This is a genomic window from Agrobacterium sp. SUL3 (genome assembly GCF_001263295.1).
Classification (GTDB): Bacteria; Pseudomonadota; Alphaproteobacteria; order Rhizobiales; family Rhizobiaceae; genus Agrobacterium; species Agrobacterium tomkonis.
In genome coordinates, this window is record NZ_KQ414500.1 from 157,068 (window position 1) to 171,825 (window position 14,758).

A 14,758-nucleotide genomic window follows, 5' to 3' on the forward strand; every position below is an offset into this window, starting at 1 on the left:
GAATCCAGTCAACGAACCAGCTGGATATCGCTCGTCACTACCGTCTTTCCGGTCCTGCCGTCTTTGTCGGTGGTACGCAGCCGCAGGCCATTATTGCCGACCTTTTCGATTATCATGGCGGCGACACGGTCACCGTTGATATCGCGGTTCCAGCGAACGGTCAGATTGATCGCATTTCCCCGGCGATTGCCCGCCAGTGCCGAAGGGCGGCCGGACGGGCCTGTGTAGGTGCCGCTGTAACGCACGCCGCTGGCGGCGAGATCGGCGGCAATCGCCCGCTTTACCACCAGAAGCCCACGGCAGGTGCCAGACATGCGCAAAGCTGTCTGCCGTGCATCGGAATTCAGCGTACAATTAACGTTGACGGCCGGCGCGCCGATACGGGTGATCACCGTGCCCTTGCCAGTCCACGTACCCTCGAGTGATGACAGAAACGCGCTTTCATCGGCGACTGCCGGCAGCGCGGTGAAAAGGCTCGCTGCAAAAGCAATGATGGTGGTGCGTATTCTTTCCGTTTTTTCCATTGGACGGTTTCGCCGGTTCGGTTTCCTTCGAACGCTAACGCGCCATCGCCTCCGGATGTTCCAGTCCGACGATTTGCCGTTCCGGCCTCATCAACAACCTTAAAACAAAAAAAGGAGGCCGTTGCGGGCCTCCTGTCTCAATGTGTTCGCATGGGAACCGCGCCGTCAGCCGACGAAAGCGCGCTCGATCACGAATTCAGCAGGCTTGTTGTTGGCGCCTTCGTTCAGACCGGCCTTTTCAAGCAGTTCCTTGGTGTCCTTCAGCATGGCCGAGGAACCGCAGATCATGCCGCGATCAATTTCCGGATCAAGCGCCGGAACGCCGAGATCGGCAAACAGCTTGCCGTTTTCGATCAGCGTGGTGATGCGGCCCTTGAAGGGGTAATCCTCGCGGGTCACCGTCGCATAATGCTTGAGCTTGTCGCCGACGATCTCGTTCAGGAATTCGTGATTGCGGATTTCCTCAACCAGATCGAAGCCGTATTTCAGCTCGGCCACATCGCGGCAGGTATGGGTGAGGATGACCTCTTCAAACTTTTCATAGGTCTCGGGGTCGCGGATCAGGCTTGCGAAAGGCGCAATGCCGGTGCCGGTCGAGAACATATAGAGCCGTCTGCCGGGTGTCAGCGCATCCAGAACCAGCGTGCCTGTCGGCTTCTTGCGCATCAGAACGGTATCGCCAGGCTTGATCGCCTGAAGATGGGAGGTCAGCGGGCCGTCGGGAACCTTGATCGAGAAGAATTCCAGTTCCTCATCCCAGGCGGGGCTGGCGATGGAATAGGCGCGGTAGATCGGCTTTTCTCCGACCATCAGGCCGATCATGGCGAATTCGCCGGAACGGAAACGGAAGCCGGCCGGACGCGTCATGCGGAAACGGAACAGGTGATCCGTATAGTGCTCCACCGATAAAACCGTCTCGGCGTAAACACCATCAGGTATCTTGATCGCGAAATCTTCCGTCTTGGCTGGCGCGTTCATTTCAGGTTCCGTCCATTCTTATTCGATAAGCGACATTCTCCAACCGGGCAATTATACCATTTTTGCCGAGGTTTGAAGGCATGAGAATATCACAACTGCTATGTGCTCAGGAAATATGTATCAAAAAATCATATTTCCGCGCAACGTGTCACAGAGACGCACGCCGACGCCAGCTATAGGCCTCGCCGCCCGCTGCCGGCCGGGCCGTCGGCTGGTAATAAACCGGAATTTCCGGCAGGCGATTTTCGGACAGGCGGCGGATCGCCGTGCCGTTCGTCACCGCAAAACTGGTAAAGCCGGTGCGCAGCATCGGCGGCACCTGGTCGATCAACACGTCGCCGACCGCCCTCACCTCGCCTCTGAAACCCAGGCGGTTGCGCAGCAGCGAAGCGTGGCTGAAACCACGGCCATCATTGAAGGCCGGGAAACTCACGGCCACGAGGTCGATACGGTCAAGGTAAGGCTCAAGACGGGCGACGTCGTCGGCCGGCGCAATCAGCACGCCAAGGCCTGTATCGTTGCTTTCCGCCGCACGGATGAGGAAATCGGCGAGCGGCAGCACTGGCTTTTGCACGGCTGTCGCTTTCACCTCTTCCGTTTCGATCACCCAGGGATCGTTTTCCACGAAGCCGTCGCGGTTCCAGATTTTTGTCATGACACTCTCCTCAGGCGGCTTCGGCGGCGGAACCGTAGAGCGCATCCTTGAAAGGCTGCGGTCCGACGCGGCGATAGGCATCGAGGAAGATTTCCTCTTTCGACAGACGAAGCCCCAGATAGGTATCGACGATGGTTTCAATGGCGTCGGTTACCCTGTCCGGCTCAAACCCGCGGCCGATGATCTCACCGATCGAGGTGTTTTCATCACCCGATCCGCCGAGCGTGATCTGGTAAAGCTCGGCACCCTTTTTCTCCACCCCCAGCAGGCCGATATGGCCGACATGGTGATGGCCGCAGGCGTTGATGCAGCCGGAAATCTTGATCTTCAGCTCGCCGATTTCCGCCTGACGCTCCGGAGCGCCGAAACGGGTAGAAATTTCCTGCGCCACCGGAATGGAGCGCGCATTGGCCAGCGCGCAATAGTCCAGCCCGGGACAGGCAATTATATCGGTGATGAGGCCGGCATTGGCGGTCGCAAGGCCAGCACCCGCCAGCGCACGATAGACCGGCTCGAGATCGGCCAGCGCCACATGCGGCAGGATGATGTTCTGCTCGTGGCTGATGCGGATTTCGTCGAAAGCGTATTCTTCGGCAATATCAGCGACGAGTTCCATCTGCTCGTCCGTCGCATCGCCTGGAATACCACCGATCGGCTTCAGTGAAATGGTCACCATACCGTAGTCGGGGTGCTTGTGCGGCTGGACATTCTGGTCAACGAAACGGGCAAAACCCTCATCCGCCTTCTTCCAGCGCGCCAGGCTTTCCCAGCCTTCGGGGCGGTTCTTCAGTTCCGGTGGCGCGAAATAAGCGGAGATCGCCGCAATATCGGCATCCGGCAGCTTCAATTCGGTGTTTTTCAGCTCGGCGAACTCGACCTCGACCTGGCGGGACAGCTCTTCCGCGCCGGTTTCATGCACGAGGATCTTGATGCGCGCCTTGTATTTATTGTCACGGCGGCCGTGCAGGTTATAAACGCGCATGATCGCCGTGGTGTAGGACAACAGGTCCTCTTCCGGCAGGAAGTCGCGGATTTTCTTGGCGATCATCGGCGTGCGGCCCTGCCCGCCACCGACATAAACGGCAAAACCAATCTCGCCCTTGTCGTTCTTTTTCAGATGCAGACCGATATCATGGACCTGAATGGCGGCGCGATCGCGCTCGGCACCCGTTACCGCGATCTTGAACTTGCGCGGCAGGAACGAGAATTCCGGATGCACGGAAGACCATTGGCGCAAAATTTCCGCATAGGGGCGCGGATCAGCGACCTCATCAGCGGCCGCGCCAGCGAAATGATCGGCGGTCACATTGCGAATGCAGTTGCCCGACGTCTGGAGGGCGTGCATTTCCACGCTTGCCAGTTCGGACAGGATATCCGGTGTATCGGAGAGCTTTGGCCAATTATACTGGATGTTCTGGCGGGTGGTGAAGTGGCCGTAACCCCGGTCATATTTGCGGGCGATATGGGCCAACATCCGCATCTGTTGCGAATTCAGCGTACCGTAGGGAATGGCGACGCGCAGCATATAGGCATGCAGCTGGAGATAAACGCCGTTCATCAGGCGCAGCGGCTTGAATGCGTCCTCGGCCAGCTCGCCGGACAGCCGGCGCTCGACCTGATCGCGAAACTGCGCCACGCGGCCTTCAACAAATGCGTGATCGAACTCGTCGTAACGGTACATATTCTTCCTCAGACTGCGATAAATGCTGCATCGGCCGGCTTGAAGCCGGTGGCATAGTGCACGGTGGGGCCAGCAGCGCGAATGCGCTCGCGAAGCCGGGTCGGCCAGAGCTTGCCATCCTCCTCCACCACGTCAACGATGGCCACATCGACCACCTTATTGGCGGAAAAATCACGCTTGCCGATTTCCTCGAACGAAGCGACGGCCTCCGCATGGCGGGCAACGATGGCGCCCTGCAGGTTCTCCGTCCAGTCACCATTGGCGTCGAGCCAGACGGCGATACCATCGCCCAGACGATTGGCGGTCAAAACCTTGTCAACCATTTACGTACTCCCGTTTGAAATCCGCCGGCTGCGCTGACAATGCAAGCGCCTCGGACCTGTCGAAATTGGCGCCCGCCACCGCATCACCGATGATGACCATGACCGGGCCGGTCAGTTCATCGCGATGCTCCAGATCGGGCAGATCGTTCAATGTGCCATGCAGCAGGCGACGATCCGCGCGGCTGGCGTTTTCAATAACGGCAACGGTGGTTTCCACACCCAGCCCCGCTTCGATCAGCCGCGTCGCCACCGAGGCGGCAACGCTGCGGCCCATATAAACGGCGATTGTTGCGCCGGAAACGGCAAGACGGGCCCAATCGGGCAGGACATCGCCGGTCAGATCGTGGCCGGTGGTGAAAATCAGCGACGAAGCCACACCGCGCAGCGTCAGCGGCAATTCGAAATCCGCAGCGGCGGCGAAGGCGGAGGTGATGCCCGGCACGATCTCGTAACCGATGCCGGCATTGCGCAGCGCCGCCATTTCCTCGCCTGCCCGGCCATAAACCAGAGGATCGCCAGATTTGAGGCGCACGACACGCTTGCCATCCCGGCCAAGACGCACCAGCAGACGGTTGATCTCTTCCTGCGACTTGCTGTGGCAGCCCTTGCGCTTGCCGACAGACAGGCGTTCGGCATCTCGGCGGCCCATATCGACGATCGCCTGCGGTACCAGGGCATCATAGACGATCACATCGGCTTCCATCAGCACGCGCTGTGCACGCAGCGTCAGCAGATCTTCCGCACCGGGACCGGCGCCAACAAGCCAGACACGACCTTCGCTGCGTTCCGGCGATTGCAGCAGGCGATCTGCGGCATGACGGGCGGAAGAGGTATCACCGAGAGCGACAGCATCCGCAACCGCACCCGAAAAGAACCGACGCCAGAAATTGCGCCGCAAGGCGCCCCTGGGCACATTCTCCTCGGCCGCATCACGATACTGCACCGCAAGCCGTGCGAGTCTCCCGAGTGACGGCGACAGCATCTGGTCGATGCGGGCGCGGATCATCTGGGCAAGAACCGGGCCTGCCCCTTCCGTGCCGATCGCGATGGCGACGGGTGCGCGGGCGACAAGCGCCGGGGTGAAGAAATCACAAAACTCCGGCTGATCCACCGCATTTGCGGGAATTTTCTTCGCACGCGCGGCGGATACGATTTCGCGGTCCAGCGCCTCGTCTCCGGTGGCGGCGAAAACCAGCGTTGCACCCTCGATCAGCTCAGCGGCGAAAGAGAACGCCCGATGATCGATGCCATTTTCGGTGATATAGCGGGCAAAATCCGCCTCCGGCTGATCGGCGTAAGCAACGATATAGGCATTGGTGTTGGCGAGAAGCCTCACCTTGGCGAAAGCCTCGTCTCCATTTCCAAAGACGGCGACCTGCCGCCCCTCAACCCGGAAGAAAGCGGGGAAGGTCGAAAGGCGGTCGCCAGCTGCGGAAAAATCATGTTCGTTGTGCATTGGACATATATCCCGCATTGCGGCGCAAGATTGAAGAAACAGAAATTCAAGCCTTTCCAGCGCTTGGATTTTTATTTCTCGAACACCCCTGTTTTTGAGGAAAACAAACCGGCACCCCTGTTTTGCCCCTGTCAGGGCGCCCTCAAACCCATGAGAATCCCTTGACAAACCGGGTCCTCGCGCCGAACAAGGGAGGACCATTTTCTGTCGTTTTCTCCATGCGAAATACCGCTTTCTTTAAAGCGGCACGAAGGATCAGACCCTTGACCAGCCACAGCCTCGCTTCCCGCCTTCTCGACGTCATCGAGCACGATATCCTGCCCTTGACGGCCCGCGGTGTGAGCTTGGGCAACAAGGTTTTCGGTGCGGCGATCCTGCGCAAATCCGATCTTTCGCTGGTCGTCGCCGAGACGAATAATGAGCTCGAAAACCCTCTCTGGCACGGCGAAGTGCACACGCTGAAGCGGTTTTACGAACTGGGTGAAAAGCCGAATACCAAGGACCTGATTTTCCTTTCCACCCATGAACCCTGCACCATGTGCATGTCCGCCATCACCTGGGCCGGGTTTGACAATTTCTACTCGTTCTTCAGCCATGAGGATTCACGCGATGCTTTTGCAATTCCGCATGATCTGAAAATCCTGAAAGAGGTATTCGGGCTGGAGCCGGGCGGTTATCGCCGTAACAACGCCTTCTGGAACTCTTTCTTCATCGCCGATCTGGTTGAGGGCGAGGACGATCCGTTGAAAACCACGCTGAAGGCGCAGACGGCCCGCATCAAGGCAGCTTACGATGATCTCTCCACCAGCTATCAGTCATCGAAGAGCGACAACGATATTCCGCTGAACTAGGGCATTTTCGTTGAGGGGTGCAGTGCGGATTTCCGCGCGAAAAATGCGTAAAAACAAAGGTTTGAGATATATGGAAGCCTCGAAGGATATTTCCCGCCTGATCGAGATCATGGAGGCGCTCCGCCAGCCGGAAACCGGCTGCCCGTGGGACGTCGTTCAGACCTTCGAGACGATCAAGCCTTACACCATCGAAGAGGCCTATGAAGTTGCCGATGCCATCGAGCGCAAGGATACGGACGATCTGTGCGACGAGCTGGGTGACCTTCTCCTGCAGGTGGTTTTCCATGCCCGCATAGCGGAAGAAATGGGCGAATTCGCTTTCGGTGACGTGGTGCATGCCGTCACCTCTAAGATGATCCGTCGTCACCCGCATGTTTTCGCCGTCTCCAGTGCCGACACGCCGGAAACGGTCAAGCTGCAATGGGACCAGATCAAGGCTGAAGAAAAACGTGAGCGTGCGGAGCGCCGTGCGCGCCGGGGTATTACCGAAGATTTCAAGTCCGGCTTTCTGGGGGGCGTGCAGCGCAGCCAGCCGGCGCTGACCGAGGCTTTGAAGCTGCAGGAACAGGCGGCGCGCGTTGGTTTCGACTGGTCGGACCCGGCACCCATTCTCGACAAGATCGAAGAGGAAATCGCCGAGCTGCGCGAGGCTCTGGCGGAAGGCAGGCCGGAGAAGGTTTCTGACGAACTTGGCGACCTGATCTTCGCGCTGGTCAATATTGGCCGCCACGTCAAGGCCGATCCGGAGAATGCGCTGCGCGGCACCAACACGAAATTCCGCAGGCGTTTCAATCACATCGAGACATCGCTCAACGATAATGGCGAGACGCTTCAAGCGGCGAGCCTTGAAAGAATGGAAGACCTGTGGCAGGCAGCCAAGCGCATCGAACGCTCGCTTGATACGGTTTCTTCGTGATCGCTTGGATATGCAGTGAACCCGGGAAGGCACAGCACTTCCCTTATGACTGGCGAATGCATCTGGCAGCAGCGCAGCATCCGCAACCGCCACCCCGGATTTAGTCCGGGGTCCAGTGCGATCAAGTCCTTGATCGCAAAAGACTCATTCCTCACGGCCGCAGACACGCCGTGGCTGGATTCCGGCTCAAGGCCGGAATGACGGGGAGAGGTTTTCGGGCCTTATCATCGTTCTCGGAGCGTCTACTGCTCCCAGTCTTCCCGCTCGCGGATGGTCGCCTTTCCAAGCTTCCGTTCCAGTTCAGTGGCCTGCGCTTCCGACAGGCGGACATCCAGCGCAACCGATCCGTCCTCATGGTCTTCACGGTTATCGACGATGGAGTTGCTATAGACCCAGGAGATCAACGGCAATTGCTCGACGGACAAGACAACGGTCGTTTCCGTCAGCACGCCGGACAGGCGCTTTGAAATCTCTTCCATCAGGGCATCGACGCCCTCGCCCGTGATCGCCGAAACGGCGCGGATATCGGAGCGGCCTTCGGCGCGCTGCATGATGGCGTCATGCGCATCCGGCTCCAGACGGTCGACCTTGTTCCAGACCTCGATGATGCGCTTTTCGGCTTCCTTCTCGTCGATGCCGAGATCGCTGAGAATACGCAACACATCCGCAGACTGGGCGGCATTGTCCGGATCGGACATATCACGCACATGCAGAACGAGATCGGCTTCAAGCACCTCTTCCAGCGTCGCACGGAAAGCGGCGACGAGATGCGTCGGCAGGTCGGAAATGAAGCCGACGGTATCAGACAATATAACCGTGCGGCCATGCGGCAGTTTCATGCGCCGCAAGGTTGGGTCGAGCGTGGCGAACAGCATGTCCTCCGCCAGAACACCCGCCCCGGTGATGCGGTTGAACAGCGTGGATTTGCCGGCATTGGTGTAACCGACCAGTGCGACGATCGGATGCGGCACCTTGCGGCGCTTGGCGCGGTGAAGCTGGCGGGTACGCACCACCTGCTCCAATTCCTTCTCGAGCTTGACGATGCGATCCTGCAGCAGGCGTCTGTCGGCCTCGATCTGGGTTTCACCCGGACCACCCATGAAACCTGCACCACCGCGCTGGCGTTCAAGGTGGGTCCAGCTTCGGACGAGGCGGCCCTTCTGGTAATTCAGATGTGCAAGATCGACCTGCAGCGTGCCTTCCTTGGTGGAAGCGCGACGGCCGAAGATTTCGAGGATCAGGCCTGTCCGGTCGATGACCTTGGCATTCCATTGCTTTTCGAGATTGCGCTGCTGCACTGGCGTCAGCGGATGATCAACGATCACCAGGCCGGAATTGGTTTCATCCAGAAGATGACCGATTTCCTCGATCTTGCCGGTTCCGAACAGGGTGGCGGGGCGCGGCTGATTGACGGAAACGATGAGACCCTGCGTCACCTCGAGCTCTATGGCGAGCGCCAGACCCTTTGCTTCCTCAAGCTTGGCTTCGACGGAGCGGCCGGGAGCGGCCGGTGCCGCCGCCGCATCGCGATTTTCGCGCTGTTGCTTGAGGACCGGCACGAGAACCACGGCACGCATGTCGTCGCGGCGCTTTTCCTGCTCCGGAATGATCGATTCGTTCGAGGTGTCGCGCGTCGAAATGGGCTCAGCCTTATCCAGAAAGAACATTTCGGCCGACCGCATCCGCGCGGACGGCCATGAAGATTAACCTGACCAGACCGGAAATGTTCCGATCCGGGTCAGTCTATATCGAAGATACCGTCAGAGGGAGCCTGATCAGGCCGCGCCTTCTTCGCTTTCGAACATCTGCATCGGCTGGCCGGGCATGATGGTGGAAATCGCATGCTTGTAGACCAGCTGCGAATGACCGTCACGGCGCAGAAGCACGCAGAAATTGTCGAAGGAGGTGACAACGCCCGTCAGCTTGACGCCGTTGATCAGAAAAATCGTGAGCGAAATCTTTTGCTTACGAACGGTATTGAGGAAAAGATCCTGAAGGTTTTGAGAACGTTCCGCCATGGCGCCGCTTCTTTCTTTATTGCCGGCAGGGACACCGGAAAATAATCAATCAATAATAAACCGGCCGAGTCTAGTCCCCCGCTTGGCCAGCCTGCAACTCTGGTATCAAATCATGTCCCGTTCCGCAACGGCGAAAACGGCCTGACGGGTATGAGTATTGACCCGATTTTTCGATTCGAAACAGTCAGAAATATTGTATCGAAACCCGGAAAAGCTGCTCCACGTCGCGCACTGCGTCCGCTGACGCAAACAGCACGACGCGGTCCTTCGCCTTGATCTTGGTGCTGCCATCCGGACGGATCACCACGCCGTCGCGATAGATCGCGCCGATGCGTACGCCGTCGGGCATGTCGATATCACGGAAGGACTGGCCCACCAGCGGCGAGGTTTCAAGCGCTTCCGCCTCAATCACCTCCGCCGAACCGCGCTGCACGGCATAGACCGAGCGGATGCGGCCTTTGCGCACATGCTGGAGAACGCGGGAGATGGTGACGGCGCGAGGGTTGATATAGGCATCAAGACCGAGCGAACCCGCGACATCGTGAAAGGACGAACTGTTCAGCAGCGCAAGATTGGACTTGCAGCCCAGCTGCTTTGCCATCACGGCGGCCAGAATATTCGTCTGGTCGTTATTGGTCAGCGTCACGATCAGGTCTGCATCCTGAATATCGGCCTGCATCAGAATTTTCTGATCAAGCGCCGAACCAAGCATGACGATGGTGTTGCTGAGCTGCTCCGATGCGGCAATAGCCCTGTCGCGATCCGCCTCGACGATCTTCACCCGCGTTTTCGGCTGCATCTCCTCGATCTTGCGGGCAACGAAGTGACCGATATTGCCGGCGCCGGCAATCACGATGCGCTGCGCTTCCTGCTCCTCATGGCCAAAGAGGCTCAAGGTGCGGCGGGCGTGCTGGCGCTGACAGATGACATAGGCAAGGTCGCCGACCCTCAGCTGTTCGGAAGAATGCGCCACCTTGAGGATGCCATTGCGGAAAACACCGACAACTGTGGCGATGAGGTCCGGAAATAGGTTGGAGAGCTGGTGCAGCGGCGTATTGATGACCGGGCAGTCTTCCATACATTCGATCGCCAGCATGTATATCGTGTCATCGGCGAACCGCACGACGTCGGTAGCGCCCGGAAAGGCGATGCGGCGCAACACCATCTTGCCGACTTCCACTTCCGGGGAAATCGTCACGTCGATGGACATGTTCTCGCGGCTGAAGAGATCGGCATATTCCGGCTTCAGATAACTCTGGTCACGGATGCGAGCAATCTTGGTCGGCACGCTGAACAAGGCATGCGCCACCTCGCAGGCGACGATGTTGATCTCGTCATGCAGTGTGACGGCGATGATCATGTCCGCCTGGTCGGCGCCCGCTTTCGCCAGCATATCCGGATGCGCGCCATGCCCGACGTAGCCGCGCACATCGAGCGTCTCGGTGATGGCGGAGATGAGCGGCGCGGCGGTATCGATCACCGATACCTCGTTATCCTCGCGCGACAATTGTTCGGCGATGCCGTAACCCACCTGCCCTGCGCCGCAAATGATGACTTTCATGCTGTCTCTCTGACGGAATAATCGGTTACGGCGATGCGCCTTGGTTCCTTATACGCCGAGAGATTTCAGTTTGCGATGCAGCGCTGATCTTTCCATGCCAACAAATTCTGCCGTGCGCGAAATATTGCCGCCGAAACGGTTGATCTGGGCCACCAGATAATCCCGTTCGAACATTTCACGGGCCTCGCGCAGCGGCAGGGTCATGATGTGCTGGTCGCCCTGCGCCGAAATCTTCGGCAGCATGTCGCCGATATCCGACGGTAGCATGTCGGCGGAGATCGGGGCTTCGCCGCCTTCGGGACGTGCGAGAATCATCAGTCGCTCGATATTGTTGCGCAGCTGGCGGATATTGCCCGGCCAGTCGTGCGTTTGCAGGACGGCCATGGCGTCGTCGCCGATCTTGCGCGGGCGGATGCCCGCCTGCTCGGAAATCTGCCGCATGAACATATCGACCAGGAAAGGGATATCCTCGCGCCGTTCGGACAGAGCCGGCACCTTCACCGGTACGACGGCAAGACGATGGTAAAGATCCTCGCGAAACTGGCCTTCGGCGATCAGGCTTTCGAGGTGATGGGCGGTCGAGGAAATGATGCGCACATCCACCTTCACCCGCTTGCCGCCACCGACGCGCTCGAACTGCTGGTCGACCAGTACGCGCAGGATCTTGTTCTGGGTTTCGCGCGGCATTTCACCGACTTCGTCGAGATAAAGAACGCCGCGATGAGCTTCTTCCAGCGCGCCGACCTTGCGCGGCTGACCCGGCAGCCCTTCGGTGCCGAAGAGCGCGATTTCCATGCGGTCCGGCGTAATCGTCGCGGCATTCAGCGCCACGAAAGGTCCGGTGGCGCGCGAGGATTTCTTGTGCACCATGCGCGCCACCAATTCCTTGCCGGAACCGGAGGGGCCGAGGATCATGATGCGGCTGTTGGTGGGCGCTACCCTGTCGATGGTCTGACGAAGCTGCGAAACCGCAAGCGAGGCGCCGACGAGTTCAACCGCGTCACCCGTGCGCTTCTTGAGTTCCTGAACCTCACGCTTCAGCTTGGAGTTTTCCAGCGCCCGTTCGGCGATCAGGATCAGGCGGTCTGCCTTGAACGGCTTTTCGATGAAATCGAAGGCACCGCGCTTGATGGCGTTGACGGCGGTTTCGATATTGCCGTGACCGGAAATCATGACGACAGGAATTTCGGGGTGGCGGCTCTTGATTTCGTCCAGCAGCGCCAGACCGTCAAGCTTCGAACCCTGCATCCAGATATCGAGAAAGATCAGGCGCGGCACGCGCTCCGAAATCGCGGCCAGCGCACTGTCGCTGTCGAACGCCATGCGGGTTTCGTGGCCTTCATCGGAGAAAATCCCCGCCACGATTTCGCGAATATCCGCCTCGTCATCCACGACCAGAATATCAGACGCCATATGCTGCTTCCTTGTTATTTTCGCCGCCGACCGCCTCGATATAGGGCAGCAGCACTCTGATCATGGCGCCGTGGCCGTGATCGAACTCCGGCGGGGCATCGTGGAGTTCCAGATACCCGCCATGCTCTTCGATGATCTTCTTGACGATGGCGAGGCCGAGACCGGTGCCCTTGTCCCGCATCGTCATATAGGGTTCGAGAATGCGATGGCGGTTCTCGACGGGAAGGCCGCGGCCATTGTCGATGATATCAGCCACGAAACGGGAATTGGCCTCGTCGAAAGAGGCGCGCACGAGGATTTTACCCGGCCGCTTTTCGCCTTCCACCGCTTCGATTGCTTCCGTCGCATTCTTGATGAGATTGCCGAACGCCTGCCCCAGCATGCGGGCATCGAACATGCCCTCCAGCGGGATATCACCCAGCTCGGTGGAGAACTTCGTGTCGGCGGCACTGATTTCCCGCAGAAACGCCGCGTCCTTCAGGATCGAGCGCAGGTCCGACTTTTCCTTCGTCGGCTTCGGCATGCGCGCAAAGGCCGAGAATTCATCCACCATCCGACCGATATCACCGACCTGCCGGACAATGGTGTCCGTACACTGGTCAAAGATGGCGCGGTCGTTCTCGTCGATCTGCTTGCCGAAACGGCGCTTGATGCGCTCGGCGGAAAGCTGGATCGGTGTCAGCGGGTTCTTGATTTCATGGGCAATGCGGCGCGCCACATCCGACCATGCGGTGGAGCGCTGGGCGATGACGAGATCTGTAATGTCGTCGAGGGTGATGACGTAGCTGTCGCGGCTGTCGCGGGCATCCTCGCGGGTGACCTGCACATTGAGCGTCCGTTCCTTGCCACGTCGCATGATGTTGATCTGCTTGCGGAAGTTGCCGCGCGACCAGGTATTCGCTTCGGTCACGACCTGTTCGATTTCAGGCGCAATCTCGGAAAGCTGCGCGCCGATAAGCTGCTCGGAGGTCTGCGCCAGGAATTCCTCGCCCGATGGGTTGACGATGGTGATCTTGCGGTTCTCGTCAACGCCGATAACGGCTGCGGTGACGCCTGATAGCACAGCCTCGATGAAGCGGCGGCGATCATCGATATCGTCCTTCGCCTCGATGATCTGATCCTGCTGGCTGCGCAGTTCCGAGACCATCTTGTTGAAGGTGCGCGACAGGCGCCCGACGTCACCATCCACAGCCCGAACGGGCACCAGCACATGCATGTTACCGGTGGCGACGCTATCGGCGGCACTGATGAGAAGGCGGATCGGCCGGACGATACGGTCGGCCACCGCAATTGCGGTCCAGATGGCCGCCAGAAGCACGATCAGCGCAAAACCGAGATAGAGAATAGCAAAGGCGATCTGCAACGGTGCGCGGCCTGCCTCCATCGCCTTGTATTCGGCGCGGTTCTCCTCCATCAGCCGCATCGCGCCCATCACCTTGGGATCGACCGCGCGCACGGTATAGAGGAAGGTGCCCTGGATGCCTTCAAGCTTGATGATGGCGCCGACGAGATTAGTGATACCGGGCGGGATCAGGGTCGGTTGACCGGCGGCAGCTTTTTCGAGCGCATCATGCGGAATGGCGGGAAGCGGCTTTTCCGTCTTGATGTCGGCTTGAGCCACGGCGTCGCCGTCCTCCTGCACCAGAAACGCGCCAAGCAAGCCGCGGCCCTTGGCCTGACGGGTCATCAGATCAATGAACCCGGTGCGGTCGAGATAAAATAGCGCGCGGTTGCGATCGAGGTCGGTGGCCATCGACAGGGTCTGTCCCTGAAGGTAGCCGGCATTTTCCATCATATAGGCTTGAGCGATATTGCTGGAGGAATCGACGATCGACTGGGTTCTAAGCGAAAACCAGCGGTCGAGACCGACATTCAGCGTCAGACTGGCGAAGATGGCGACAAGTACGGCCGGCGTGATTGCCACGATGGAGAACAGCACGACGATGCGGACGTGCAGACGTGCCGCCGCCCTGCCCTTTTTACGCGCTTTCAGCAGGCGGTTGATTTCGCGGCCGATCAAAAAAATCAGGCCGATCACGAAGATCGAATTGATGACGACGGAGGCAATGACGACATTCGATGTCGGCGCAATCGGCGTGACGCCGAGAAGTACGAAGAGGGTGATGATGGCGCAAACGAGGGCGACGCCGGCGAGCACCAGCCCCGGCAGAGCGAAAGACATCCTGCGATCGGCAACCACCATGCCCGCTGCCTCATCGGCAACGGCGTGTTCAGCGGCGGGTTTCCGCATGCACTACTCCCAATCGCTGGCCAGCCAGCACCACATTCCTGAAGTCAGGCGAGAAACGCTTCAAGTCGGCGAATCTCTTTCCTTCCTAGTGTTTTCCAAGCAACACAATGTGGCGAAAATGCAACGACAAA

General features: G+C 59.1%; 13 protein-coding genes. 2 read left to right on the forward strand and 11 right to left on the reverse strand.

Features of this window, described 5'->3' with window-relative positions:
• Nucleotides 1-8: 8 nt before the first annotated feature.
• The 6 genes from AKG12_RS08095 to cysG form a co-directional block, all read right to left on the reverse strand.
• Nucleotides 9-524, reverse strand: coding sequence for a hypothetical protein (locus AKG12_RS08095; protein WP_052818464.1), 516 nt, complete (start codon nucleotides 522-524; stop codon nucleotides 9-11).
• A 165-nt stretch (nucleotides 525-689) separates the two neighbouring features.
• The gene (locus AKG12_RS08100) at nucleotides 690-1,502 is read right to left on the reverse strand and encodes a ferredoxin--NADP reductase (RefSeq protein ID WP_035217416.1); all 813 of its coding nucleotides are present in this window, start codon (nucleotides 1,500-1,502) and stop codon (nucleotides 690-692) included.
• Nucleotides 1,503-1,650: 148 nt separating this feature from the next.
• Nucleotides 1,651-2,157, reverse strand: a complete 507-nt coding sequence (locus AKG12_RS08105) for a DUF934 domain-containing protein (RefSeq protein ID WP_046800197.1) — start codon at nucleotides 2,155-2,157, stop codon at nucleotides 1,651-1,653.
• Nucleotides 2,158-2,167: 10 nt separating this feature from the next.
• Entirely contained in the window at nucleotides 2,168-3,838 is a 1,671-nt protein-coding gene (locus AKG12_RS08110; RefSeq protein WP_046800198.1) for a nitrite/sulfite reductase, read from the reverse strand.
• A gap of 8 nt (nucleotides 3,839-3,846) precedes the next feature.
• Entirely contained in the window at nucleotides 3,847-4,161 is a 315-nt protein-coding gene (locus tag AKG12_RS08115) for a DUF2849 domain-containing protein (RefSeq protein WP_052818465.1), read from the reverse strand.
• Entirely contained in the window at nucleotides 4,154-5,617 is a 1,464-nt protein-coding gene (gene cysG, locus AKG12_RS08120) for a siroheme synthase CysG (protein ID WP_052818466.1), read from the reverse strand. Before cysG ends, AKG12_RS08115 begins: the two co-directional genes overlap by 8 nt.
• 218 nt (nucleotides 5,618-5,835) lie before the next feature.
• Between cysG and AKG12_RS08125 the strand changes: the two genes are divergently transcribed.
• Both AKG12_RS08125 and mazG read left to right on the forward strand, forming a co-directional pair.
• The gene (locus AKG12_RS08125) at nucleotides 5,836-6,468 is read left to right on the forward strand and encodes a deaminase (RefSeq protein ID WP_409514849.1); all 633 of its coding nucleotides are present in this window, start codon (nucleotides 5,836-5,838) and stop codon (nucleotides 6,466-6,468) included.
• A 70-nt stretch (nucleotides 6,469-6,538) separates the two neighbouring features.
• Nucleotides 6,539-7,384 carry a nucleoside triphosphate pyrophosphohydrolase gene (mazG, locus tag AKG12_RS08130; protein WP_046800202.1) on the forward strand — a complete coding sequence of 282 codons (846 nt, stop codon included), beginning with the start codon at nucleotides 6,539-6,541 and terminating at the stop codon, nucleotides 7,382-7,384.
• Nucleotides 7,385-7,626: 242 nt separating this feature from the next.
• Here mazG and hflX read toward each other — a convergent pair whose 3' ends face one another.
• The 5 genes from hflX to AKG12_RS08155 all read right to left on the reverse strand — a co-directional run bounded on the left by hflX (nucleotide 7,627) and on the right by AKG12_RS08155 (nucleotide 14,627).
• The gene (gene hflX / locus AKG12_RS08135; RefSeq protein WP_197283308.1) at nucleotides 7,627-9,051 is read right to left on the reverse strand and encodes a GTPase HflX; all 1,425 of its coding nucleotides are present in this window, start codon (nucleotides 9,049-9,051) and stop codon (nucleotides 7,627-7,629) included.
• Between the two features lie 108 nt (nucleotides 9,052-9,159).
• Nucleotides 9,160-9,402, reverse strand: coding sequence for an RNA chaperone Hfq (hfq, locus tag AKG12_RS08140; protein ID WP_003496145.1), 243 nt, complete (start codon nucleotides 9,400-9,402; stop codon nucleotides 9,160-9,162).
• A 184-nt stretch (nucleotides 9,403-9,586) separates the two neighbouring features.
• Nucleotides 9,587-10,963 (reverse strand): Trk system potassium transporter TrkA, encoded by a 1,377-nt coding sequence (gene trkA / locus AKG12_RS08145; RefSeq protein ID WP_046800203.1) that lies wholly within the window; start codon nucleotides 10,961-10,963, stop codon nucleotides 9,587-9,589.
• A gap of 48 nt (nucleotides 10,964-11,011) precedes the next feature.
• On the reverse strand, nucleotides 11,012-12,376 hold the full coding sequence (gene ntrX / locus AKG12_RS08150) for a nitrogen assimilation response regulator NtrX (RefSeq protein ID WP_052818467.1): 1,365 nt from the start codon (nucleotides 12,374-12,376) through the stop codon (nucleotides 11,012-11,014).
• Nucleotides 12,366-14,627 (reverse strand): sensor histidine kinase NtrY-like, encoded by a 2,262-nt coding sequence (locus AKG12_RS08155; protein WP_052818468.1) that lies wholly within the window; start codon nucleotides 14,625-14,627, stop codon nucleotides 12,366-12,368. The genes ntrX and AKG12_RS08155 overlap by 11 nt, the downstream gene beginning before the upstream one ends.
• Nucleotides 14,628-14,758: the final 131 nt, after the last annotated feature.

What these genes read in the sequence shown, in the direction of transcription:
- AKG12_RS08095 (WP_052818464.1), bottom strand. Translation starts at nt 524, where the DNA reads ATGGAAAAAACGGAAAGAATACGCACCACCATCATTGCTTTTGCAGCG.
- AKG12_RS08100 (WP_035217416.1), bottom strand. Translation starts at nt 1,502, where the DNA reads ATGAACGCGCCAGCCAAGACGGAAGATTTCGCGATCAAGATACCTGAT.
- AKG12_RS08105 (WP_046800197.1), bottom strand. Translation starts at nt 2,157, where the DNA reads ATGACAAAAATCTGGAACCGCGACGGCTTCGTGGAAAACGATCCCTGG.
- AKG12_RS08110 (WP_046800198.1), bottom strand. Translation starts at nt 3,838, where the DNA reads ATGTACCGTTACGACGAGTTCGATCACGCATTTGTTGAAGGCCGCGTG.
- AKG12_RS08115 (WP_052818465.1), bottom strand. Translation starts at nt 4,161, where the DNA reads ATGGTTGACAAGGTTTTGACCGCCAATCGTCTGGGCGATGGTATCGCC.
- cysG (WP_052818466.1), bottom strand. Translation starts at nt 5,617, where the DNA reads ATGCACAACGAACATGATTTTTCCGCAGCTGGCGACCGCCTTTCGACC.
- AKG12_RS08125 (WP_409514849.1), top strand. Translation starts at nt 5,836, where the DNA reads ATGCGAAATACCGCTTTCTTTAAAGCGGCACGAAGGATCAGACCCTTG.
- mazG (WP_046800202.1), top strand. Translation starts at nt 6,539, where the DNA reads ATGGAAGCCTCGAAGGATATTTCCCGCCTGATCGAGATCATGGAGGCG.
- hflX (WP_197283308.1), bottom strand. Translation starts at nt 9,051, where the DNA reads ATGTTCTTTCTGGATAAGGCTGAGCCCATTTCGACGCGCGACACCTCG.
- hfq (WP_003496145.1), bottom strand. Translation starts at nt 9,402, where the DNA reads ATGGCGGAACGTTCTCAAAACCTTCAGGATCTTTTCCTCAATACCGTT.
- trkA (WP_046800203.1), bottom strand. Translation starts at nt 10,963, where the DNA reads ATGAAAGTCATCATTTGCGGCGCAGGGCAGGTGGGTTACGGCATCGCC.
- ntrX (WP_052818467.1), bottom strand. Translation starts at nt 12,376, where the DNA reads ATGGCGTCTGATATTCTGGTCGTGGATGACGAGGCGGATATTCGCGAA.
- AKG12_RS08155 (WP_052818468.1), bottom strand. Translation starts at nt 14,627, where the DNA reads ATGCGGAAACCCGCCGCTGAACACGCCGTTGCCGATGAGGCAGCGGGC.